This window comes from Vibrio sp. QJM3NY_35 (genome assembly GCF_057785915.1).
In genome coordinates this window covers 1,171,270-1,193,516 of record NZ_CM173507.1, presented here as the reverse complement: position 1 = coordinate 1,193,516, position 22,247 = coordinate 1,171,270, and the positions used below count along the sequence as shown (strand labels likewise).

Below are 22,247 nucleotides of genomic sequence, written 5' to 3'. Positions count from 1 at the left end.
TTTTAAATAGATCTTAATGTATTCAATATAAAAATCACTGATTCAGCCTGTAAAAAACAGGCTGAATTATTAAAATTAAGCCTCTGTTTAAGAAGGGATTTATTAAAAAGATAATCACAATTCTTATTTACCCTCTCGACAAAAATAAATTCAAAAATTGTATTATCGGCTGAATAAAATGTCGTCATAGAATGCGGGACTTTTCATCGCTCGCTAACTTTATGAAGACCCTGTTTCTCGTATTAATCGCTCTAACTTCACTCTCTTTTTCCAGCATAGCTGAAGAAACCACATTAAGTGCAGCCCAGCATAGCTATATCCAAAATAAACAGAAGCTAGTCATTGCGAAACCTATGTACCTGTTTAATCAAGTTTGGGAAGACTTTGTCGTCAATAGCAATCAAGACACGTGCGATAGCGTCCAAGATATGCTTAGGGATTACTTAAATGTCGAAGTGGAAGTAAAAGAGTACTTCTCTTCAAGAGCCTTATTATCCGCGATTGCTAGCGGTGAAGCTGACTTAACCATTGGCTTTGCGGAAACACGCAGAAGAGCTGAACAATTTGAGTTTTCAGACAGTTTATATGACATTCAAAATGTGTATTGGTACAGAGATGACGTAGCCAAGAATACGCCACACGACCAACTAAAATGGGTATGCATTAAAAGTTCACTGTTCTGCCAACTGCTCAATCAGCAGGGGGTGTCTGATCCTATGGTTGTAAATAGCACTTCTGAACTGTTGCCTGCGATAGCGAATGGTTTTGCCGATGCGACGATCTTAGATCTGACATCAGTACAAAGTTACTACTCCGTCATGACACCGGGAGAATGGCAAGGTGCACTCTCGTTCAACCAAGATCTGCCAAAGTTTCCCGTTCAAATCATGATGAACCAGAATGACAGCGTGATACACAGCATCATCGAAAAATTCATTCTCGACAAAGAAAACGACATTGCCAACTTGTCTTCAGAGCAGTTCTATCATTTTTACGATGATCTCGTGAACCAGATAATCCAAAGCCAATATGGCAAACGCCCTATTCGCTTTACGGTGACGGAAGGGATCTACCCATATTCATATTTTGATCCTACTACTCAAGAGGCTGTGGGATTTATTCATGATGCAATAAAGCTGATTTCGAGAAAACTCGGATTGAAGTTTGAATATGTTCCACCAGAAGGCAAAAACATCATCGATATGCTCAAGAATGGTGAGGTTGAGTTTTTGCCAGGCTTCGATGTAGAGAACGTAGATTCCTCTCGGTTTATCGCCAGCAAACACTTCATGACATTCGAATGGGCGCTGATTGAAACCAACCGCGAGTCTGTAAATAAAAAGACTGCGATTTTGGATCGAACGGGCTACTTCATTCCAAAGTCGAGTTTAGAAGATCATTTAGCTGACGCAGTGATTTACAAAGACATGGACTCAATCATTACTGCGATGAGCAACGGTCAGATTACGCATGCCTATATTCCAAAGAGTATCGCTAACCTATACATTTTTAATGGTTACGATGCGCTGTTTAACATCGTTCCACAAACAGCCGAAGTTTCACTGCAACGTAAAATGGGGGTCATTTTAAATCCGAGTTCGTCGTTCTTACAAAGCGTGCTCGACTCAGCTATTTCAGTCACAACACAAAATGAAATTGATCTTCTAACACTGAAGCATCACAACATCGTTGCTCAATACGGATTCAGTGAAGAGCGAATTGTGGCGTATACCTTAGCGATATCTGGGGTGATATTCGCTTTGATTACGTTTGGTTTAATGAAGACTCGTCGACTGTCTCTATCGCTGTCCCGTGCTCAACAGTCTGAACAGCGCAGTTATGATCAGATCCAATGGCTAACGACCTTGCTAGATAACTTACCTAGCTTGATTGCGATTCACGATGAAAGCCCAGAATTTTGTTGGCTTAGAGATAACGATGAAAAAACAGGGAACAAATTAGGCGTTTGGAGCACCATCAAGTGTGACTGCAGTGGCGGCGAGCAGCATTTCCGTGTGATTCGTCAATGTTTGGCCAACGCATCAGAGAAAGACCCTTACGTAATTACGGTACTTGATGATCTGACAAAGTGGGAAAAACAACAGCGTGAGCTTGAGGTATCTAACAAGAAAGCGCAAGAAGCGATCAAAGCTCGAGATCTATTCTTGGCCATCGTCAGCCACGAATTGCGCACGCCTATCGCGGCCATGATTGGCCTGATGGAGCTGCTCAGTACCAAGATAGAAAACAAAGATGACATGGAGCTCCTTAGCAATGCTCAGTTGTCAGCTGAACGTTTGAAACTGCTGGTCAGTGACATTCTCGACATATCTAAAATGGAGGCGAATCAGCTTCACTTAGACTCGAAGACAAGCAATATCTACAACGAGTTGTGCCCGATATTTAGGACATTTGAGAGCAATGCTCGACTCAATAATCTTAACTTCAAATTAGATTGGAAAGTCGACTCGATATCCAGAGCAAGCTTGGATTGGCTGAGAGTCACTCAGATCCTTAATAACCTATTGAACAATGCGATTAAGTTCACCGAGAACGGCTTTGTATTAGTTACGGTAAAAACATCGAGCAAACAGCTACAGCTTTCGATTACTGATACAGGCTGCGGTATGTCTGACCAACAGATAGCGCGTGCGTTTCAACCTTTCGCACAAGGCGGCCGCAGTATTAGTCGACGCTACGGCGGCACAGGACTGGGAATTACTGTGGTTCAACGACTAGTTAACATGATGGACGGTGACCTCAAGATTGAAAGCAGGTTAGGGCTAGGCACTAAGGTTTCGGTGAGCTTACCAATTAAAGGAACAGCGAGCCCAGTAAAAGTGGTTACACCGATGCACTCTGAAGACAGAGAGATCTTGGCATGGTTTAAAGCTTGGAAAATCGACAATCAGATGAACGATTACAGTCAGGCTATTGAACGCTCCACACAGTGGCAGAACCTGTATCCAGACCTACTGCTGAGCGATATCACGGCTCAAGGCAAAAGCGTGACTCATGCTCCGGCGTCAGAGTACCACTTTACCGGAACCGTGCTTATCGCCGATGACGATCCCATCAACCGCTTGTTGTTTGCAAAGCAGCTTAAGCGCTTTGGTTTAAAGACGGTCATCGTAAAAGACGGCCAAGAAGCGATGGAAGAGTTAGAAAACAGCGAAACACTCGTCGATATCATCATTACCGATTGCCATATGCCAAACATGGATGGCTATCAATTGACTGAGAAAATTCGTTCACTCGACAAGCTGAAACACTTGCCAATTATTGGCTGTACAGCCGAAGACTCGAAGCTGGTTATTGAGAAGGCTGAACGTGTGGGTATGGATCAAGTGATCTACAAGCCTTATTCGTTTGAAGAGCTCGCATGTGCGATTGAGGAATTACTGCCCCAACAAGCGATAGAAACGATCCAAGCAGATCAATCTTGGGCACAGAATTACAATCCAGAAGAGCAGCTTCAAATGGCGACCGTTATTTTGGATTCGTTCAGCTCAGATAAAGCGATGTTGCTAGAGCCTAATCCAAACATCAAAGCGGTAGCACACAGAATCAAAGGATCGGCAAGCCTACTCGGCTTAGATTCTCTCAATCATGCAGCAAAGGATTGTGAGAAAAATGCAGAAGACCCTATGTATTGTCACAAGTTAATTGAAGAGCTGGACTTAGCGATTGCCTCAGCTCAAGCGGTTATAAACAGGTTAGATTCACTATGAAAATTCTCATCGTTGAGGATTCATTGTTACAAGCAACACAAATTCAGATCCTACTTAAACGCCACAGCGTGGATGAGGTTTATACCGCTTACAACGGCGAAGATGCGATAGAGCTATGCAAACAACATCGCTTTGATATTGCTTTCTGTGACCTTCAATTGCCACAGATAGATGGTGTGTCGTTACTGGCTTCTTCGGAAGCTCAAGGATCAATACAAACTGTCGTCATCTTGAGTGCGATGGCTGATGCTGCGTTGGATTCAACCAAAAGCATGTGCAAACTCATTGGCTATAACGAAGTCGAAGCGATACCAAAACCGGTCGATGAAACACATATCCAGCGTTTGTTGTCGTCGTATAAACGTATCCAAACCGCTAAGTCTATTCTGCCGACCGCAGTTAAGTTAGATGAACAACAGACCATTGAAGCCTTTGAAAATGAATGGTTCACCAATGCTTATCAAACGCAACATGACGTTGAACAATCGACATTGGTGGGTGTTGAGGTACTTGCTCGCATCATGCATCCAGAATTAGGGTTGCTCACACCTTTCCATTTCATGGATACATTGCGTCAACTTGGGCTGATGGATCGACTTTTCTTCACTGTGCTTGAACTGGCTCTGAAAAACATCTCGTCGATGCGTAAGCCGATCCATTTTGCGATCAATATTGAACAATCAACGTTGAAGCTTGAGATTGCCGACCAAGTCGCAAGCTTATGTGACAAGTACAAAATTGATCCGTCACTGCTGACACTAGAAATTACGGAGCATGAAACGATCCTGCTGGATGCGCATTGCTATAAGAACATCGCAAAACTCAGCATGTTGGGCGTTGGATTGTCGGTTGATGATTTCGGGACGGGTTATGCGTCTTTGTCTCAGTTGTCGAGTTTGCCGTTTACTGAGCTAAAAGTAGACCGCAGCTTTGTAAACAACATTAGCGAAAACAAAAAGAATCAGATTCTAACGAAAGCTTGCATCAATTTGGCAGAAAACCTTGGCCTTTCTTGTATTGTCGAAGGTGTAGAACAGCAGCAAGACCTTGAATACTTAAAAACAATCGGCATGACCAAATATCAAGGTTTTATTACTTCAAAGCCTGCGAGCTTTTCGGAATTCACGTCAGTAAATAATTTAAAATAAACATGAAATTAACTCAATTAAATACACTTATCGTTGATGACTCAGCGATAGTGCTATCAACTATTCGCAATATGTTGGTTCATATTGGCTTCTCAGAGCGTTTGATTTCAATTGCTAAGTCACCTCGTATCGCAATGGCTCTCACCAGCGACACCACCTTTGATGTGATCATTTGCGATTATAACTTTGGCAACACCATCAACGGCAAACAGCTATTTGAAGAGTTGAAGCAATCCAAAAGATTAAAAGACGACGGGATATTTATCCTAGTAACAGGCGAGAATTCGGCTTTGTCGATCCGCCCTATCTTAGAGCTTCGGCCAGATAACTACCTATTAAAGCCGTTCAACCGCGAAACGTTGAAGCAACGTATTACCAGCTCTCTGAAAAAGAAGCTGGTTTTGCAGAATATCTACAAGGCTGAAAGAGAGAACAACTACCAAGCGGGTTTAGAGTTCTGCGAAGAGTTAGTCGCATTCCATCCAGAATATTTTGCGACGATTCAGCAGTTCCGTGGAAGCTTTCTATCAAAGCTTGAACTCTACGACGAAGCTAAGCGTGTTTATGAAAAAGCGCTTGATGAAGGCAGTTTCGATTGGGCTCAAGCTGGGCTAGCGAACAGCCTTGCGAACTTAGGTCAGCTTAATGAAGCACAACGTATGATCGAAAGCTTGATTGATTCAGCGCCCACCAGCACTTTGTATCGAGACCAAGCCGCGCAGGTCAATCTGATCAGCAACAAGATTCCTGCGGCGATTGCACACTTTAAATTAGCAAGTGAACTCACCCCTGGAAATTCAGAGAGAGAGTTAGCAATCGCGAATCTATGCTTGTCGGTGAATGACTCGAGAACTGCGCTACTTCACTATCAAAACTACGTGCAGATCAACAGAGACACCTTCCGTGACAACTTGTACATGAAGTTGAATCATATTCGATTCTTGCTCTATTGCGCGTCGGATGGCATTGATAAGCAAACGAATTTGGATCAGGTCAATTACCTGATTTCTAAGATCCCTACCGAGGCAAGATCTGGACTTCAAACCGACTTGGCATTGATAGCAGCTCACATCGCGATGGAATCCAAGCAGTATCAAAAGGCAGTGACAATTTTGACCGCACTTCACGACAAGAATGACTTCAACGCATTTCCTGTGATTTACCACCATGCATGGTTGTTGGACAGAATGAGTTGTGAGAACGAATTTAAAATCGCTGAGAATCGCTGCGGCATGTTGATCATCAAGACAGCAAACGAAACCGTTGTGTCGAGCCAGATGACGATGTGTGCAGAGATGAAAAATCGCAACACAGAAAAAATGACATGGCTTAAAGAGAAAAACATCAGTATTAAGCAAGGCCAGTCAGATTATAAATTGGTGCTTGTAGCTTACTTAGATATTCATAAGCGCTGCCCGATGATCAAAAACGTCTGTATGAACATCGTGAAACTGCTTTCTGTGATTTGGCCAGATTCTATGGGTGCTAAGCAAGTGCTCACTATCATCAAGCAATGTGATGAAGTGATTACCCAGCTTTATACCATTGATGAGCTGACAAAAAACAACTATCAAAACTACTACCGAAAGGCGCTTTTAGCGTGTAAACAAGCAGATGCTGCTGCCAACGCCAGCTTCTCGTTTATGTAGCGGTTCTTTGAATTAGCTTCTCTATCTAGCTACCGCGTATAAAAAATAACCACATACAAAAAAGGCTTTGCCATTACAGCAAAGCCTTTTAAATAATCTATTTCGCGCGAGGCGCTAAATAATTAGATTAACCGATGTGCGTTACGCCGCCCATGTATGGCTGAAGTACTGCTGGGATAGCAATACGGCCATCAGCTTCTTGGTTGTTCTCAAGAATAGCAACCATAGTACGACCTACAGCAAGACCAGAACCGTTTAGTGTGTGTACAAGTTCAGGTTTCTTCTCGCCTTTACGACGGAAACGAGCTTGCATACGACGCGCTTGGAAATCCCACATGTTTGAACAAGAAGAGATTTCACGGTAAGTCTCTTGTGCTGGAACCCATACTTCTAAGTCGTAAGTTTTCGCAGAACCGAAGCCCATGTCGCCAGTACATAGAATCACTTTACGGTAAGGAAGCTCTAGAAGTTGAAGTACTTTCTCAGCATGACCTGTTAGCTCTTCAAGAGCTGCCATAGAGTCTTCTGGTTTAGTGATTTGTACTAGTTCAACTTTGTCGAATTGGTGCATACGGATAAGACCACGAGTGTCACGACCGTAAGAACCCGCTTCAGAACGGAAACATGGCGTGTGAGCTGTCATCTTAAGTGGCAGTTCAGCTTCATCAGTAATCGTGTCACGAACCATGTTCGTTACCGGTACTTCCGCAGTAGGGATAAGCGATAGAGTCTTAAGAGGTACGTCACTTACTTGCTCAGTTAGCGGGCTTGTATGGAACAAGTCTTCGCCGAACTTCGGAAGTTGACCAGTACCGTAAAGGCTATCGTGGTTCACTAGGTACGGTACGTACATTTCTGTGTAGCCGTGCTCATCAGTGTGAAGGTCCAGCATGAACTGAGCAATAGCACGGTGTAGGCGTGCGAATTTGCCTTTCATCACGATGAAACGAGAACCAGAGATTTTAACTGCGCTAGCAAAATCAAGACCGCCAGACATTTCGCCAAGATCTACATGATCTTTCACTTCAAAGTCGTAAGCCTTAGGTTGACCCCAACGAGAAACTTCTACGTTGTCGTCTTCATCTTTACCATCTGGCACTTCTGCATCAGGTAGGTTAGGAATAGACATTGTGATCGTTTCTAGCTCAGATTGAAGATCAGCCAATGCTACTTTAGCTTGGTCTAGTTCTGCGCCTAGGTTGCCTACTTCAGCAAGGATACGCTCAGCTTCTTCATGGTCGCCTTTTGCTTTCGCTTGACCAATGGACTTCGATCGAGAGTTACGTAACGCTTGTAGCTCTTCAGTTTTCATCTGAAGGGACTTACGTTTTTCTTCAAGTTCACGAATTGTCTCTACATCAAGGGTGAAGCCTCGACGTGCTAATTTTGCCGCTGTTTCATCCAGCTCAGCTCGAAGTAATTTAGAATCCAGCATTGCTAATCCTATGCTTTAGTTATTTGAATATTCAGTAGTTTGCTACTGAATCACTGCTAAACCCCTAAAACTGGTGCTATTTCGACCAATTTCTAACGATTTAATTGAATTTTTATGACTAGGTAACGATATCCAAAAAAGACTACTTTTCATAGCGTTTTTGTGGGCTTTTTGCGTCCAAATCCGCCAGATAATCTAGCTTCTCGCCAATTTTGGTCTCTAAGCCTCGTTTTGTTGGGAAATAGTATTGCTTCTCTCCCATTTCAGGAGGCAGATACTTTTCCCCAGCCGCGTAGGCTCCAGGTTCATCATGAGCATAACGGTATTCTTGCCCGTAGCCCATGTCCTTCATCAAAGTTGTGGGTGCATTCCGTAAATGATGAGGGACTTCATATTCAGGCAGATTGTGCGCGTCTGTTAACGCTTGCTTCCAAGCTGTATAAACGGCGTTACTCTTTGGTGCACACGCGAGATAAACAACCGCCTGTGCAATCGCACGCTCCCCTTCAGCAGGGCCAATACGTGTAAAACAATCCCAAGCCGACATCGCGACTTGCATTGCGCGAGGGTCAGCATTGCCAATATCTTCAGAAGCAATCGCCAGCAAGCGTCTAACGATATACAGAGGATCGCAACCTGCCGCAATCATGCGTGCCGACCAATATAAAGCCGCATCAGGGTTTGAACCACGAATTGACTTATGAACTGCAGATATTAGGTCATACCAAATATCGCCTTTATTATCAAAACGAGCGACTTTCTCACCGGCCACTTCAGCCAACAGCTGCAAGGTTATCGATTTCTCACCTTTATCGTTGTCTTCTGCCATGTCATACAGCAGTTCAAGATAATTAAGCGACATACGCGCGTCGCCGTTAACCAGTTCTGCAAGGCGATCTAAAACATTATCAGCAAAATCAGCAGGCACATCACCTAACCCACGTTGCTTATCTTCAATCGCTTGGCGGATGACGAGGGAAATATCCTCGGTATTGAGAGAAGTCAGTTTGTAGACACGCGCACGTGACAACAAAGCGTTGTTCAACTCAAAAGAAGGGTTTTCTGTCGTCGCACCAATAAAGGTCACGGTACCATCTTCGATATGAGGCAGAAAAGCATCCTGCTGACTTTTGTTAAAGCGATGGACTTCGTCCACAAACAGGATGGTTCTGCGCCCTGCTCGCTTGTTCTCACGCGCTTTTTCAATCGCAATACGAATGTCTTTTACGCCCGAAGTTACCGCCGATACGCGTTCAACTTCTGCATTCGCATAGTTTGCTGCTACTTCGGCTAACGTCGTTTTACCGGTGCCCGGAGGCCCCCACAAAATCATCGAGTGGATATCACCCGCTTCCAATGCTCTGCGAAGTGGTTTACCTGGGCCTAATATATGCTGCTGACCGATATACTGTTCGACAGTTTCCGGTCTCATACGAGCAGCAAGGGGACGAAAATCTTCGTCCCCCGCAAAATCTAAGCTGTAATTACTCAATTGCAATCTCTTGATTCGTTGATGGCATTAATGCCTATCGACGTACTACCAAACGATCTGCTTCTTTAGATCAGTTTCTTTGGTCGTCGACCTCGACACCTTCCGGCGCCACAAAAGTAAAACGGTCTGCTGCAGGTTTACCCAAGTCAACATTGCTAAAGGTAAACTCACCTTTTTGACCGTCTTGTTCAATCACATTAAAGCCCTGAACAATGCCTTTCTCGGTGATATTAATCTGGAAGTCACCCTGATTAGAGTCCGCTGCCGTTGGTGTTAGTGTAAATTGGTTACCTGTTTGCGCGACGTTGTAGTTATCCCAATCGCTTTCTTGGTTACGTGTAAGCAGGACAAAAGGTGTTTGCGATGTCGCTTGCTCTTGCCAATAAATACTCACTTGCTCAATGAATGGGCTGTAATACCACAAACTCTGGCCGTCAGAGACCAATAAGTTTTCGTCCGGGAAAGTTGTCTCCCAGCGGAACAAGCTTGGGCGTGCAATCTCAACCGTGCCCTCACCTTCCATAACAACATCACCATCAGGGCTGGTCACGACTTGTTTAAAGTCAGCGCTAAAGCCTGCGTTTAATGCCAAACGGCTACTCAACTCTTCCTTCGGAGAAGCAAACACTGAGAAGCTCATAAATAAAAGTGCGAATACTTTTTTCATCAATAATCCTGTTAAAACATAAGTCGGTCATATTTTCGATTTGACCGACTTAATGGGTATAAGTTCATAGAGCGTGTTGACCTAATCTTTTGGTGGCGCTGGTGCCAAGACTTCTCGGTTACCGTTATGGCCTGGAGCACTTACGATACCTTGAGCTTCAAGTTGCTCGACAATACGTGCAGCACGGTTGTAACCAATCTTGAATCGACGCTGTACGCCTGAAACTGAACCACGACGTGAATGAACAACGTGTTCTACCACTTGATCAAACAGAGGATCGACCTCTTCATCACCTTCCATCTTCTCACCCGGAAGCAAGGTTTCTGGGGTTTGTTCGCCGTTAGTGATCTCATCAATATAGTTTGGCTTACCACGCGCTTTCCAGTTATTCACAACTGCGTGTACATCGTCATCAGATGCAAAGGCACCGTGAACACGAGTTGTATGGCTAGAACCAGGAGGCAAGTAAAGCATATCACCCATGCCCAATAGTGATTCCGCACCACCTTGGTCAAGGATAGTTCGTGAATCCGTTTTAGTTGATACCGTAAAGGCCACACGGGTTGGAATGTTCGCTTTAATAAGACCAGTAATAACATCCACTGATGGACGTTGCGTCGCTAGGATCAAGTGAACACCCGCCGCACGTGCTTTTTGTGCCAAACGTGCAATCAGTTCTTCAACCTTCTTACCAACCACCATGATTAGGTCGGCAAATTCATCAACGATAACCACAATGTAAGGCAGTTTCTCAAGCAATGGCGCTTCTGGGTCCATGCTGTCGCCCGGCTTCCACAGTGGATCGTGAATTGGGTGACCCGCTTCCGCTGCCATCTTAAGCTTATCGTTGTAACCTTTAATGTTACGAACGCCTAATGCTGACATCAGCTTATAACGTCGTTCCATCTCGCCAACACACCAACGAAGGGCGTTCGACGCATCTTTCATGTCGGTTACCACTTCAGACAATAGATGAGGAATACCCTCATAAACCGATAGCTCAAGCATTTTCGGGTCGATCATGATAAATCGAACATCTTCCGGTGATGCTTTGTAAAGCATACTCAGAATCATTACGTTCACACCTACCGACTTACCAGAACCGGTTGTACCTGCAACTAGAACGTGAGGCATTTTCGATAGATCAGCAATAACGGCTTCACCAGCGATGTCTTGTCCTAGAACCACTGTCGTTGGCGATTTCGCTTCTTGGAACTGAGGGCTAGCAACCACGTCTGAGAAGAATACAGTTTGGCGACTCATATTCGGCAGTTCTAAGCCAACATAAGGTTTACCCGGAATCACTTCTACGACACGTACAGCCAATGCAGAGAGTGAACGCGCTAAGTCCATAGAAAGGCCAGAAATACGGCTTACTTTCACACCCGGAGCCAGATCAAGTTCGAATCGAGTGATTACTGGGCCAGGGAAAATATCAACCACATCGGCTTTGATCTTGTAGTCCGCTAGCTTAGATTCAACAAGACGAGCAATTGCCTCTAGTGCGTCACGGTCAATAAAGGTTTCACGCTTTTCAGGGTGGAATAACAATTCAAGTGTTGGTAATGGCTCAGCAGGCTTCGGTAAATTAACATCTTGTTGAACCAAGAACGGATTCTGCGCCGCTGCCATATTCGCTTGAGCTTCAGAAACAATGCTTTGGAATGCGGCGACATCTTGATCTTGATGCGAAGGTTCTTCTTCCGTTACTTCTTCCCAAGGAAGATCAACAGCTGGTTCTTGGCTTTGTGCTGTTGGCTGTTCAGGCTCTGAATGTTCTTCTTGATAAGAGAAAGGTTCAAATCGCTCATCCGCTAATTCTGCATCAGCTTGCTCGGTTTCAGTCTGCTGAGCTTCAGGAGCGAAAACCTGTTCGTCAGTCTGCTCTTCCGCTACATCAAATGGTGAAGCTTGTGCAGAGAAATCGTCTTCCACAGTTGCTTCTGGCTCACCCATTGGTGAAGCGTATAGAGATTCTGGCTGAACATCTTCAACATCGAATTCATTCGTTACTTCTGGCGAGCTATTGATCTCTGGTTCTGCACTTTCAAGAGCCATATCAGTAGAGGTAACGTCTTGTTGCTCATTCTGCATGTATTGCTGATACGCGATTTGAGATTCATGCGCATCAACCTGCTCTTGCTCAGCAAGATCATCTTCATACACAGCGGCGTTTTCTAGCTGCTCGATAGTGGCATTAAGCTGCTTCGAGCGCTCAATACCTTCTTCTAACGGTTCTTCTGGCGCTTTGTAAACAGGTGCTACAGGGATCGACTCAGGTGCAACTTGAGGTTGGCGCTGAACCTGAGGTTCTTCTTGTTCTGAAGCTTCTTGCTTCGCTGGCGCCTCAACAGGCATGTGAATATTGTAATGGCGCTTCGGTGTCGCAGCGCTCTCTAGCGCACTTGCAGCCGCATCTGACGAATCATTGGTCGCAGAAAAGCTCATTGCAGGATCTAGTGGATCATTCTCTGTTGATTCTTTGTTATCTTCTAAAGCAGGAACATCACGGTAACTCGGCTCTTGATGACGTTCTTCGATTAAATCGCGGTCTGCTGATTCTCTTAGCTGAGGCTCTAGTAGCTCTTGATCTTGGCCACGAGCCTTATTAACAGCAGACGTGAAGAATTTGATGGCACATTCACCTAACCATTCCACAATGCTTAACCAAGAAATACCAGTTAATAGAGTAAAACCAGCACCCCATAAGAAAAGAAGAACCAGCGTACTACCAAGAACATTCAACGTCGGAAGTGCAAGGCTTGTTAAGACGTCACCCACGACTCCACCTGATGAAAAGTACCAGATGTCGTCAAAGTTAATATCCGCTAGACCACAACTAGTAAGGATTAGGATAGTCAGGCCAAGTAAGCGAGTGCCCCACAGCATGAAGTCGATCTGCTCGTCTTCATTACGTTTGCGGAATAATACCCACGCAGCAACCGTCACCAAGATAGGCAAAGGGTAAGCCAAAGAACCAAATACGAAGAAAAGTGTATCCGCCAACCAAGCACCTAGATAACCACCCGCATTTTGAATGTCACCACCCCACGCCGTTTGCGACCATGATGGGTCAGCTGGACTAAAAGTTAATAACGCAACGGCAAGTAGAATAGAGAAGAGAACACCGAGAATCAGGCTGCACTCTTTGAGACGTTGAGAACCACTCAAACGAGGAGACTGAGGCTCTTCACTCGTTTTAATGATTGTTTCTACTTTATTACTGCTCTGCTTGAACATAAACCAACTTAATAATTAAACGGGATAAAAACATCTCGAGCGGCAAAAGCCGCTCGTTTCAATGAAACTACTGTTGATTTAACCATATCAAACAGAAAAACCCAATTCCAGAAAGCAAGAAAGCGGAACAAATGTCCGCTTTCTTTCATTTCACCAATTGTGACTAACGAGTTTTAATCACAAGTTGATTAGTTTGTTTCACTTCTTCCATTACAACGTAAGTTCGAGTGTCGTTTACGCCCGGTAGACGAAGTAACGTATCACCCAGTAGCTTACGGTAAGCACCCATATCAGATACACGTGTTTTTAGAAGATAGTCAAAATCACCCGACACTAAATGACACTCTTGGATATCATCTAGTTTCTGCACAGCGGTGTTGAATTGTTCGAACACATCTGGCGCACCACGGTTCAACGTAATTTCAACAAACACTAAAAGTGAAGCATCAAGGTACTGTGGGTTCAGCAATGCTGTGTACCCAGTAATGTAACCTTGACGTTCTAAACGACGAACACGTTCAAGACATGGAGTTGGAGAAAGTCCTACTCGTTTTGAGAGTTCAACGTTTGAGATACGACCGTCTTTTTGCAACTCATTAAGAATGTTGCGGTCAATACGATCTAGTTCCTTGGACGGCTTCTTATAATTGTCTGCCATTTTTTATTCCACCTTATTACTTCCTTGCAAAAAAATATACTACAACTTTTTAATATTCAGTATCAAATTTTATCTGAACCTATCTATACTAGATATTAATTCGACAGAATTACCCTACACATAGATAAAACAACCAAAATAAAATGAGGAGTCAGGATGATCATTGGCGTACCTAAGGAAATCAAGAACCACGAATACCGCGTTGGTATGACCCCAGCTAGCGTGAGAGAACTAATCTCACACGGCCACCAAGTTTTTGTAGAAACCAATGCCGGTACTGGTATCGGTTTTTCAGACGATGATTACATCGCTGTAGGCGCATCCATTCTTCCTACTGCTGCTGACGTTTTCGCGAAAGCAGAGATGATTGTAAAGGTTAAAGAACCTCAAGCTGTCGAGCGAGCTATGCTTCGCGAAGGGCAAATATTATTTACCTATTTACACCTTGCACCAGATTTTCCACAAACTGAAGAGCTTATCAAGAGCAAAGCTGTCTGCGTAGCCTATGAGACTGTAACAGATAATATGGGTCGCTTGCCACTATTAGCACCAATGTCTGAAGTAGCTGGTCGCATGTCTATTCAAGCAGGTGCACAAACATTAGAGAAATCTAACGGTGGTTGTGGTCTTCTTCTTGGTGGCGTTCCAGGTGTTGAACCAGCAAAAGTTGTTGTTGTTGGTGGCGGCGTCGTAGGTGCTAACGCAGCACGTATGGCTGTTGGCCTTCGCGCTGATGTTACAATCCTTGACCGTAACGTAGATACACTTCGTCGTCTTGATGAAGAATTCCAAGGTCGCGCAAAAATGGTTTATTCTACTGAAGATGCGATTGAAAAGCATGTTCTAGAAGCAGACCTAGTGATTGGTGCAGTACTAATTCCTGGCGCAGCAGCTCCAAAACTAGTAACAAAAGATCACATCGCTAAGATGAAGCCAGGTTCAGCAGTTGTTGATGTTGCAATCGACCAAGGCGGTTGTTTCGAGACTTCTCACGCGACCACTCACGCAGACCCAACTTACATCGTTGATGACGTAGTTCACTACTGTGTTGCAAACATGCCAGGTGCTGTAGCGCGTACTTCAACTTACGCACTAAACAATGCAACACTTCCTTACATTGTTAAGCTAGCGAACAAAGGCTACCGCGAAGCACTTCTATCTGATAAAGGCTTCCTAGAAGGTCTAAACGTCATTCACGGTAAAGTAACTTGTAAAGAAGTTGCAGAAAGCTTTGACCTTGAATACGTAGATCCAGCAGAAGCTATCGCAATGTTTAACTAATGATGTAGTAACTAACTGAGCGTCAAATTTTCTCGTTGAAGCGTTCAGTTAATCCACACATTAAAAAGCCAGTCCGATTTTGTCGAACTGGCTTTTTTGTCTCTATAACACTATCGTTCGAAAGCGATGATTAGCACGCTTTCTAATAACCGCATCGTTTATCTATCGCTCTTAACACCATGAACCAACAGATTTCGAGGTGTGACACTACGTTCACAAAACTCTTCGATGGTGGCTTCGTAGCCTTGTTCTTTTAAATAAATCGCGCGATCCAACGCTAGCCATATCTCTAATGGTCGTCTAAAGACTTGCTGAACCAGGCTTAGTTTTTCCATCTCCCAGAAAAGTTGCTCCCCTTGAACAAGATAAGACTCAAAATCGGTATCCAAACGAATTGGGAGCTCTTTAATCTCTGAAGCCCATAAACAAAAAGCTTTAAAGCCCGCAGACAATTCTGATTTTTTGATGCTCGGCACGGGAATGTATTCATCAATCCCCATTTCAGCCTTGAGTAACTGACTGAAGCCTAGGCGATAACTCATCTCCAATTGGCGATGTCGCTTTACCCTTTCGCCACCAGTAACGGTTTCTTGGAGTGGAATTCGTAAATCACTCTTGCTCAATGTTAAAGCCGAGGCTTGTGCCACTGATGACATCGCCTTGTAGTTGTCGTCACGAATAAGGTGATAACAACAAGGGGATATAGTCACAGCAGGAAGCCCATGCGACACGGACTTTTTAACTAACTCAACATGGAGATCACCACAAGCATGAAGAGCGACCGCATGTTGATTAGAATTAAACACCTTATCAGCACTCTCAGAAAAGGCATCACCTTGAACGAACGTCATTTCTAAACGTCGTGCATCTGCAATCTTTTGGCCGCTTTCGCACAGCGATTGTTGCCACTCGAAGCTGGTCACTTTTTGCTTCGATTGTTGAGATAAGATTCGACCAAGGAAGCCTTTACCAGAACACCACTCCAGCCACTCTTTACCATGGTGGTGATCAAGTACCGCCTCTCCCATCGACACGATTTGTTGCAACTTTCTACCTGGAATACCATCGGCAGTACCACGAGGGAGGTGGAGCCCTACCAAAGCTGTATTATCAAACTGAATATTTTGATTCGCGAGCTCTAAATCAGGAAGGAAACGAATCAGTTCCTCGGCCAACAGCTCAGGGTTTTCTTTTAAAGTTTGAATGCTTTCAATGCTTAAGTCTTCTAACCAGTCAACAAGTGGACGATTGGCCTCTTGCCATGGTTGCTGTTGAGTTTGGCATAGGTGAAAAGGCTCTGAACGCCAATAAACTTGGTGCTCTAACAAAAATGAGTCGAGAATTGTAAATCGTGAATGCATGATTCCCCCTATGGTGCGTGGATTGTAGGGGTAAGAGCTTCAAATGGAAAGGTTCGAGACAAAGAGAACTAAAAAACGCACGCCCAATAAAGCCGAAAACAAAACGGCCTGTAAATACAGGCCGAATAAGAGTCTAGCTTTAAATGAAGAGATTAACGAACAGGTAGTTCGATATCTTTAAACATCTCTTCGATCTCTTCATTAGACTTCAAAGAAATGGCTTGCTCAACTACTGGGCGAGTTAGGTGCGGCGCAAAACGCTCCATAAAATCAAACATGTAAGAACGCAGGAATGTGCCTTTTCTAAAGCCAATGCTTGTGGTACTAGCACCAAATAGGTGACTCGCATCAATCGCAACCAAATCGGTATCTTGCTCGTGGTCAATCGCCATACTTGCGATGACACCCACACCAATGCCCATGCGAACATACGTTTTGATGACGTCCGCATCGGTCGCGGTAAACACAACACGCGGTGTTAGGCCAACTTTATTGAACGCAGTATCAAGCTCAGAACGACCAGTGAAACCAAATACGTAGGTCACTAGAGAATAAGCCGCAAGATCTTCGATCGTTATATTTCGCTTCTGTGCCAGAGGGTGATCTTTGGTCACAACGATCGAGCGGTTCCAGTGGTAACAAGGCAGCATAATCGCATCTTGATAAAGGTGCAGCGCTTCCGTTGCAATCGCAAAGTTCGCTGTACCCTTAGCTACCGCTTCTGACATCTGGCTTGGTGTACCTTGGTGCATGTGAAGCGATACTTTTGGATAACGCGCAGTAAAACCTTTAATCACATCAGGCAGTGCATAACGAGCTTGAGTATGAGTGGTTGAAATATTCAATGTACCCATCTCTGGATGAGTGTGTTCACCCGCTACGGCTTTAATACTCTCAACACGAGCTAAAATCTCTTGAGAGATGCGAATGATATCCTCACCGGCTTGGGTAACCTGTGTTAAATGCTTACCACTACGCTCAAAAATCTGAATGCCTAGCTCGTCTTCAAGTAATCTAACTTGCTTACTAATGCCTGGCTGAGATGTGTACAAACTCTCTGCTGTAGCTGAAACATTTAGGTTATGGTTTACAACCTCAACAATGTACTTCAGTTGCTGTAACTTCATATCTAACCTCGTAATCCTTTACTCATTTCTGTGCTAACTTATTTGCAAAGAGAGCGTTATAGTCTCGTGTAATATAATTAATAGTTATAACGCTTCAAACACAAAAATGACAGAAAAATTGAGTTTTTCTAGCTTAACAAACAAAAACATCACTAACGCTTTGCAACCCAACCCTCATTCTCATACATTAGTGGGTAAGTTTTGATTGCCGATTTCGCTCAACAAGAGATAATCAGAAATTGCAATTTACGAGTGCCGATACACAATGGAATCGTGTATCCTCTCAGGTTAGCTATAGAAAATAATAAGCAGACTCAAACATATGAATATTGGTTTAATAATCGCCTTAGTAGCCGTTCTTTTGGTGTTAGTTTTAGGCTACAACATCATGCTTCAATATAAAGTTAAGGTAGAAACAGCGAAGAAACAGGAAGCTTCTCGTTATCTAACCATTATTGACGGTACAGAAGAACTGATTGGCAACGCTCATCACATGCCGTTTAGCCAAGATCTTCTTGTGTGCTTAAACAATCGGATTCTTGATGCATTAGAAAACATGTATCAACTCGATCCAAAAAATAAGCAGCTTGCCCAACGCATTGAAAGCGTAAAACAACAGATTACTCAGCTTAAAGAGAACTACAAAGGTGGCGAGAGTACCGCTTTCCGCTCACCAAGCAGTGACAAGCAAGCGATCATGATGCTAAAGCTCGTTAAGCGCCTGCGTGATACGGTACGTAACGAGCACAATAAAGGCCGTTTCGAGACTCAAGCTTATGTGGTTGAAAATGCTCGCCTAGAAACGATTCAAATCCGTATTAACATTGAAAATGTTATTAAACGTGCAAACGATTCGATTTCTCGCGGACAACCGGGAACAGCGATTCAGCTATTACGCAAAGGCATTGATGCTTTAGCGACTAAGAACGACTCCTACTCTAATCAAGCCAAAGAAAAGCTTCAGCAGATGCTCAACGAACTTGACCAGAAACGCCAAGACAAAAACGCTCAAGATTTGCAGCAGATGGAATCTAAAGAGCGTGAAGACGATATGGATGCCCTCTTCGGTCAGAAGAAGAAATGGTAACAGTCTAACTCAACACTTAAAGGCCGCCTTATTTACATTAAATAGGCGGCCTTTTTTGTAGCTGTTGAATTTCCTTTCTCTGTATAGGGAGATCTCTTGAGCTGTGATAAAATCCCCGCATTATCAACAAACTTTCCCTGACCATGTATCAAGAATTACTCGCTCCAATCCACTCTTTTCTTAAAGCCGAAACGCCAGATTCATGGATAGATGAAGCCAAAAAGCCTGAAAATCTTCACATCATTCTACGCGATCACATGCTGTGTGAACTGAAGGCTGCACAGAGTGCTTTGTTCCTTATCCGCAAGTACGCAGTTGATAAAGAAAGCGCGAAACAACTGAATGAATGGATTTTGCCATACGAGCAATTTGCTTACCGTCGTATCGGAGACTTAGAGTCTCTGCGTGGTAAAAGCAACGTATCCAAGCAAATCACAGCGAAAGAAGGCTGTAATTACGGTGCTGACCTAATCGATAAGATGGTTTTACTGATCAAAGAAGAGCTGCATCACTTCTACCAAGTCATGGAGTTGATGGAGAAGAAAGGCGTGACTTACCAGCCAATCGAGGCGGGTCGTTACGCTAAGGGCTTGATCAAACAAGTTAAGACTTACGAGCCTGATGCTCTGGTTGATAAGCTTATCATCGGTGCGTTTATTGAAGCTCGCTCTTGTGAGCGCTTCGCTAAATTGGCTCCTTTCTTGGAAGAAGACATGGAGAAGTTTTACGTGTCTCTACTTCGTTCAGAAGCTCGCCACTACCAAGATTACCTTGAGCTAGCAGAACAGATCGCAGGGAAAGATATTTCAGAGCGTATTTCGCATTTTGCTCAAGTAGAAGCTGATCTTATCACTTCAGAAGACAGCGACTTCAAATTCCATAGTGGTGCTCCGGTTTAGGCTCCACACAGAACATTCAGTCCAGTTTAGACTAATCCAGACTAAAAAATTAAGGCCAGCAATTTGCTGGCCTTCTTTATTTATATCTCAATCCAAATATAGACTTAAGAAAGCGTACCGTTGATCTCTGCAAGTACAGCAGCAGGGTCTATCGCTTGCGTAATCGGACGACCAATAACAAGGTAGTCTGAACCTGATTCAATCGCTTTAGAAGGCGTCATGATGCGCTTCTGGTCACCCACATCTGCGCCGACAGGACGAATACCTGGAGTAACTAGCTTGAACTTTTGACCAAGTGCACCTTTAAGCAAAGAAGCCTCTTGTGCAGAACATACAACACCGTCTAAGCCAGAGTTTTTCGTTAGAGAAGCCAAGCGCATCACTTGTTGTTGTGGTTCAAGATCCAGACCGATACCCGCTAAGTCAGATTGCTCCATACTGGTGAGTACCGTTACACCGATTAACAGTGGACGATCTTTGCCATAAGGTTCTAAGATTTCGCGAGAAGCCGTCATCATACGCTCACCGCCACTTGCGTGTACGTTCACCATCCAAACACCCAGTTCAGCGGCAGCACGGACTGCTTTTGAACATGTGTTCGGGATGTCGTGGAATTTAAGGTCTAAAAATACTGAGAAACCACGCTTATGTAATTCACGAACAAATTCAGGGCCAAACAGGGTAAACATCTCTTTGCCCACTTTTAGGCGGCAAGATGCTGGGTCAATTCGATCGACAAAGGCTAACGCATCCGCTTGATTATCATAATCCAAGGCTACAATGATTTTTTGGTCGTTCATTTCATCTCCTAACGCAGTTAACTTTCTAAAAATTTCTAATCACCTAAGCAGGTGATAAATAACAGTCATAAAAATGCAGCCCGAAAGCTGCAATTAATAATTTGGTCTTAAAGTGACCACAAATCTATTCACCATCAAGCCCACGAATAGGCTTGATCGTCCCCCACCCTTTACATGAAGGGCAGTGCCAATACAAAGAGTGTGTCGAGAAACCACACTGACGACAACGGTAATGAGGCTTAACCTTAAGCTGTTCACCAACCATAGATTGAAGTGTGGTTAAGCTGTCTTTTGCTCGGCCTTCTTCTGCTTCCGCTAGGTGGTAATCGATTAATCGATAAAAACCTTTCATAGTTGGGTTTTTAACAAGCTGCTTTGTCAGTAGCTCTTGAGCTGAGCCTACATCTTCATGGTGAGCAACCAATTGCGCCAGCATCAGTTCGGCAGATACACCGGCTTTCTTCTGAATACACGCTTTGAGGAACTCGACCAATTGAGCTTCTTGTCCAAGCTTGTGGTAACACTCAGCAAGGGTTGGCAACACCTCACTGATAAAATCGATATCTTGTTCAAGTACCGATTCAAGACAATCAATTGTCTTTTGGTAATCTTCGTTCGCTAAGTGGAACTTCCCTAGTGCGATACTTGCGCGAACACATTTAGGGTCTTCAGAAAGCGCCTTCTTAAAATGCTGAAGCGCTTTAGAACGATTACCATCGGCTTGTTCTTGCATTGCAAGCTCACACCAGAAATGCGCAACGGTCGCACGCATCTTCATTTTTTTCTTGCCGAGCTTAACTAAGATATTTCCGTAATGGATAGCCTTGTTCCACTCGCGGGTCTGCTGATAAATAGCAACCAACTGCTGTAAAGCGCCCTCTTTATGGTCAGGTTCTTCTACAAGCTGTTCAAAGATTTTTTCAGCGCGATCAAGGAAACCAGAGACCATATAGTCTTTGGCTAATTGTTGCAGTGCGAGGTTTTTCTGATCGAGGGTAAGCCCCGAACGAGAGATGAGATTTTGGTGAATGCGAATAGCGCGGTCGACTTCGCCTCTTGAGCGGAACAAGTTGCCCAAAGCTAAGTGAGTATCGATGGTTTCATTGTCTACTTGAAGCAGCTCAATGAAGTGATCAACCGCTTTGTCAGATTGATCTGACAGTAATAGGTTCAAACCCGTCACGTATTGACGGGAGATCTGGTGTGATTGCTTTTGTTTTTCTTGCTGAGCATTACGATTACCCATATACCAGCCATATGCGGCTGCGATGGGCAAAAGTAAGAACAGTAACTCTAACATCAAATATAGCCTTTAAGCTTTAGTATCAGCAGCGACCTGCTTTGATTGCTTATTGAGTTGCTTCTTTAAGCGATGAATTTTTAGCTGAGACCGCATGTGCATGTTACCAAAGACTAACCAAGCAAGGGCGAAGCCTGAAACGAATACAACACCTAATAAACTTGAGAGGTGGAAGTCACCTTGCGCTAGCAGATAGTTGAAATTTACAGTTGTTTGGTTTTGAGAGCCTAAAGCCAGTGCAATTAGGAAAAGTGCGATAACGGCGACTATTTTTATAATTTTCATAGTTCATCACTCATTGGTTGGTTAGCTGTACGATTATGCAGGAAAATTACTAATCAGACCACCATATTATGGTCATAAAAAAGCGGC

At 44.0% G+C, this 22,247-nt stretch carries 16 protein-coding genes; 6 read left to right on the top strand and 10 right to left on the bottom strand.

From position 1 onward, the window contains the following. Nucleotides 1-221: 221 nt before the first annotated feature. The 3 genes from AC3CH3_RS05420 to AC3CH3_RS05410 are packed head-to-tail and all read left to right on the top strand — an operon-like array spanning nt 222 to nt 6,528. Nucleotides 222-3,731 (top strand): ATP-binding protein, encoded by a 3,510-nt coding sequence (locus AC3CH3_RS05420; RefSeq protein WP_488537902.1) that lies wholly within the window; start codon nt 222-224, stop codon nt 3,729-3,731. Further along, entirely contained in the window at nt 3,728-4,879 is a 1,152-nt protein-coding gene (locus AC3CH3_RS05415) for an EAL domain-containing response regulator (protein ID WP_488537901.1), read from the top strand. Before AC3CH3_RS05420 ends, AC3CH3_RS05415 begins: the two co-directional genes overlap by 4 nt. Nucleotides 4,880-4,881: 2 nt before the next feature. Continuing rightward, a complete protein-coding gene (locus AC3CH3_RS05410; RefSeq protein ID WP_488537900.1) occupies nt 4,882-6,528 on the top strand; it encodes a response regulator in 1,647 nt (548 codons plus the stop codon). A 127-nt stretch (nt 6,529-6,655) separates the two neighbouring features. On the opposite strand, the gene serS is transcribed toward AC3CH3_RS05410, so the two are convergent. From serS to lrp, 5 genes are all read right to left on the bottom strand, one after another. Further along, nucleotides 6,656-7,963 (bottom strand): serine--tRNA ligase, encoded by a 1,308-nt coding sequence (gene serS / locus AC3CH3_RS05405; protein ID WP_048658298.1) that lies wholly within the window; start codon nt 7,961-7,963, stop codon nt 6,656-6,658. Nucleotides 7,964-8,105: 142 nt separating this feature from the next. Beyond that, nucleotides 8,106-9,461, bottom strand: a complete 1,356-nt coding sequence (locus AC3CH3_RS05400; RefSeq protein WP_488537899.1) for a replication-associated recombination protein A — start codon at nt 9,459-9,461, stop codon at nt 8,106-8,108. Nucleotides 9,462-9,525: 64 nt separating this feature from the next. After that, the gene (lolA, locus tag AC3CH3_RS05395; RefSeq protein ID WP_048668726.1) at nt 9,526-10,122 is read right to left on the bottom strand and encodes an outer membrane lipoprotein periplasmic chaperone LolA; all 597 of its coding nucleotides are present in this window, start codon (nt 10,120-10,122) and stop codon (nt 9,526-9,528) included. Nucleotides 10,123-10,203: 81 nt separating this feature from the next. Further along, nucleotides 10,204-13,362: a DNA translocase FtsK 4TM domain-containing protein gene (locus tag AC3CH3_RS05390; RefSeq protein ID WP_488537898.1), complete on the bottom strand. Its 3,159-nt coding sequence runs from the start codon at nt 13,360-13,362 to the stop codon at nt 10,204-10,206. Nucleotides 13,363-13,525: 163 nt separating this feature from the next. Further along, nucleotides 13,526-14,020, bottom strand: coding sequence for a leucine-responsive transcriptional regulator Lrp (gene lrp / locus AC3CH3_RS05385; RefSeq protein WP_004734558.1), 495 nt, complete (start codon nt 14,018-14,020; stop codon nt 13,526-13,528). A gap of 156 nt (nt 14,021-14,176) precedes the next feature. On the opposite strand from lrp, the gene ald reads away from it, so the two are divergent. After that, nucleotides 14,177-15,301, top strand: coding sequence for an alanine dehydrogenase (gene ald, locus AC3CH3_RS05380; RefSeq protein WP_488537897.1), 1,125 nt, complete (start codon nt 14,177-14,179; stop codon nt 15,299-15,301). Between the two features lie 158 nt (nt 15,302-15,459). Here ald and AC3CH3_RS05375 read toward each other — a convergent pair whose 3' ends face one another. Beyond that, on the bottom strand, nt 15,460-16,662 hold the full coding sequence (locus AC3CH3_RS05375; protein ID WP_048658295.1) for a methyltransferase: 1,203 nt from the start codon (nt 16,660-16,662) through the stop codon (nt 15,460-15,462). A 152-nt stretch (nt 16,663-16,814) separates the two neighbouring features. Beyond that, nucleotides 16,815-17,789: an HTH-type transcriptional regulator CysB gene (gene cysB, locus AC3CH3_RS05370; RefSeq protein WP_017060244.1), complete on the bottom strand. Its 975-nt coding sequence runs from the start codon at nt 17,787-17,789 to the stop codon at nt 16,815-16,817. 322 nt (nt 17,790-18,111) lie between these two features. Between cysB and AC3CH3_RS05365 the strand changes: the two genes are divergently transcribed. Further along, nucleotides 18,112-18,876: a hypothetical protein gene (locus AC3CH3_RS05365; RefSeq protein WP_019822470.1), complete on the top strand. Its 765-nt coding sequence runs from the start codon at nt 18,112-18,114 to the stop codon at nt 18,874-18,876. 143 nt (nt 18,877-19,019) lie between these two features. Continuing rightward, on the top strand, nt 19,020-19,775 hold the full coding sequence (gene miaE / locus AC3CH3_RS05360; RefSeq protein WP_017060242.1) for a tRNA isopentenyl-2-thiomethyl-A-37 hydroxylase MiaE: 756 nt from the start codon (nt 19,020-19,022) through the stop codon (nt 19,773-19,775). 104 nt (nt 19,776-19,879) lie between these two features. Here the strand turns inward: miaE and pyrF are convergent, their stop codons facing one another. The 3 genes from pyrF to AC3CH3_RS05345 form a co-directional block, all read right to left on the bottom strand. After that, on the bottom strand, nt 19,880-20,575 hold the full coding sequence (pyrF, locus tag AC3CH3_RS05355; RefSeq protein WP_488537896.1) for an orotidine-5'-phosphate decarboxylase: 696 nt from the start codon (nt 20,573-20,575) through the stop codon (nt 19,880-19,882). 124 nt (nt 20,576-20,699) lie between these two features. Further along, nucleotides 20,700-21,875, bottom strand: a complete 1,176-nt coding sequence (gene lapB, locus AC3CH3_RS05350) for a lipopolysaccharide assembly protein LapB (RefSeq protein WP_017060240.1) — start codon at nt 21,873-21,875, stop codon at nt 20,700-20,702. Between the two features lie 12 nt (nt 21,876-21,887). Next, nucleotides 21,888-22,160 carry a LapA family protein gene (locus AC3CH3_RS05345; protein WP_017066774.1) on the bottom strand — a complete coding sequence of 91 codons (273 nt, stop codon included), beginning with the start codon at nt 22,158-22,160 and terminating at the stop codon, nt 21,888-21,890. Nucleotides 22,161-22,247 lie beyond the last annotated feature (87 nt).

Bases quoted from the DNA above. Each gene is read 5' to 3' on its own strand.
- AC3CH3_RS05420 (WP_488537902.1), top strand. From the start codon at position 222: ATGAAGACCCTGTTTCTCGTATTAATCGCTCTAACTTCACTCTCTTTT.
- AC3CH3_RS05415 (WP_488537901.1), top strand. From the start codon at position 3,728: ATGAAAATTCTCATCGTTGAGGATTCATTGTTACAAGCAACACAAATT.
- AC3CH3_RS05410 (WP_488537900.1), top strand. From the start codon at position 4,882: ATGAAATTAACTCAATTAAATACACTTATCGTTGATGACTCAGCGATA.
- serS (WP_048658298.1), bottom strand. From the start codon at position 7,963: ATGCTGGATTCTAAATTACTTCGAGCTGAGCTGGATGAAACAGCGGCA.
- lolA (WP_048668726.1), bottom strand. From the start codon at position 10,122: ATGAAAAAAGTATTCGCACTTTTATTTATGAGCTTCTCAGTGTTTGCT.
- AC3CH3_RS05390 (WP_488537898.1), bottom strand. From the start codon at position 13,362: ATGTTCAAGCAGAGCAGTAATAAAGTAGAAACAATCATTAAAACGAGT.
- lrp (WP_004734558.1), bottom strand. From the start codon at position 14,020: ATGGCAGACAATTATAAGAAGCCGTCCAAGGAACTAGATCGTATTGAC.
- ald (WP_488537897.1), top strand. From the start codon at position 14,177: ATGATCATTGGCGTACCTAAGGAAATCAAGAACCACGAATACCGCGTT.
- AC3CH3_RS05375 (WP_048658295.1), bottom strand. From the start codon at position 16,662: ATGCATTCACGATTTACAATTCTCGACTCATTTTTGTTAGAGCACCAA.
- cysB (WP_017060244.1), bottom strand. From the start codon at position 17,789: ATGAAGTTACAGCAACTGAAGTACATTGTTGAGGTTGTAAACCATAAC.
- AC3CH3_RS05365 (WP_019822470.1), top strand. From the start codon at position 18,112: ATGAATATTGGTTTAATAATCGCCTTAGTAGCCGTTCTTTTGGTGTTA.
- miaE (WP_017060242.1), top strand. From the start codon at position 19,020: ATGTATCAAGAATTACTCGCTCCAATCCACTCTTTTCTTAAAGCCGAA.
- pyrF (WP_488537896.1), bottom strand. From the start codon at position 20,575: ATGAACGACCAAAAAATCATTGTAGCCTTGGATTATGATAATCAAGCG.
- lapB (WP_017060240.1), bottom strand. From the start codon at position 21,875: ATGTTAGAGTTACTGTTCTTACTTTTGCCCATCGCAGCCGCATATGGC.
- AC3CH3_RS05345 (WP_017066774.1), bottom strand. From the start codon at position 22,160: ATGAAAATTATAAAAATAGTCGCCGTTATCGCACTTTTCCTAATTGCA.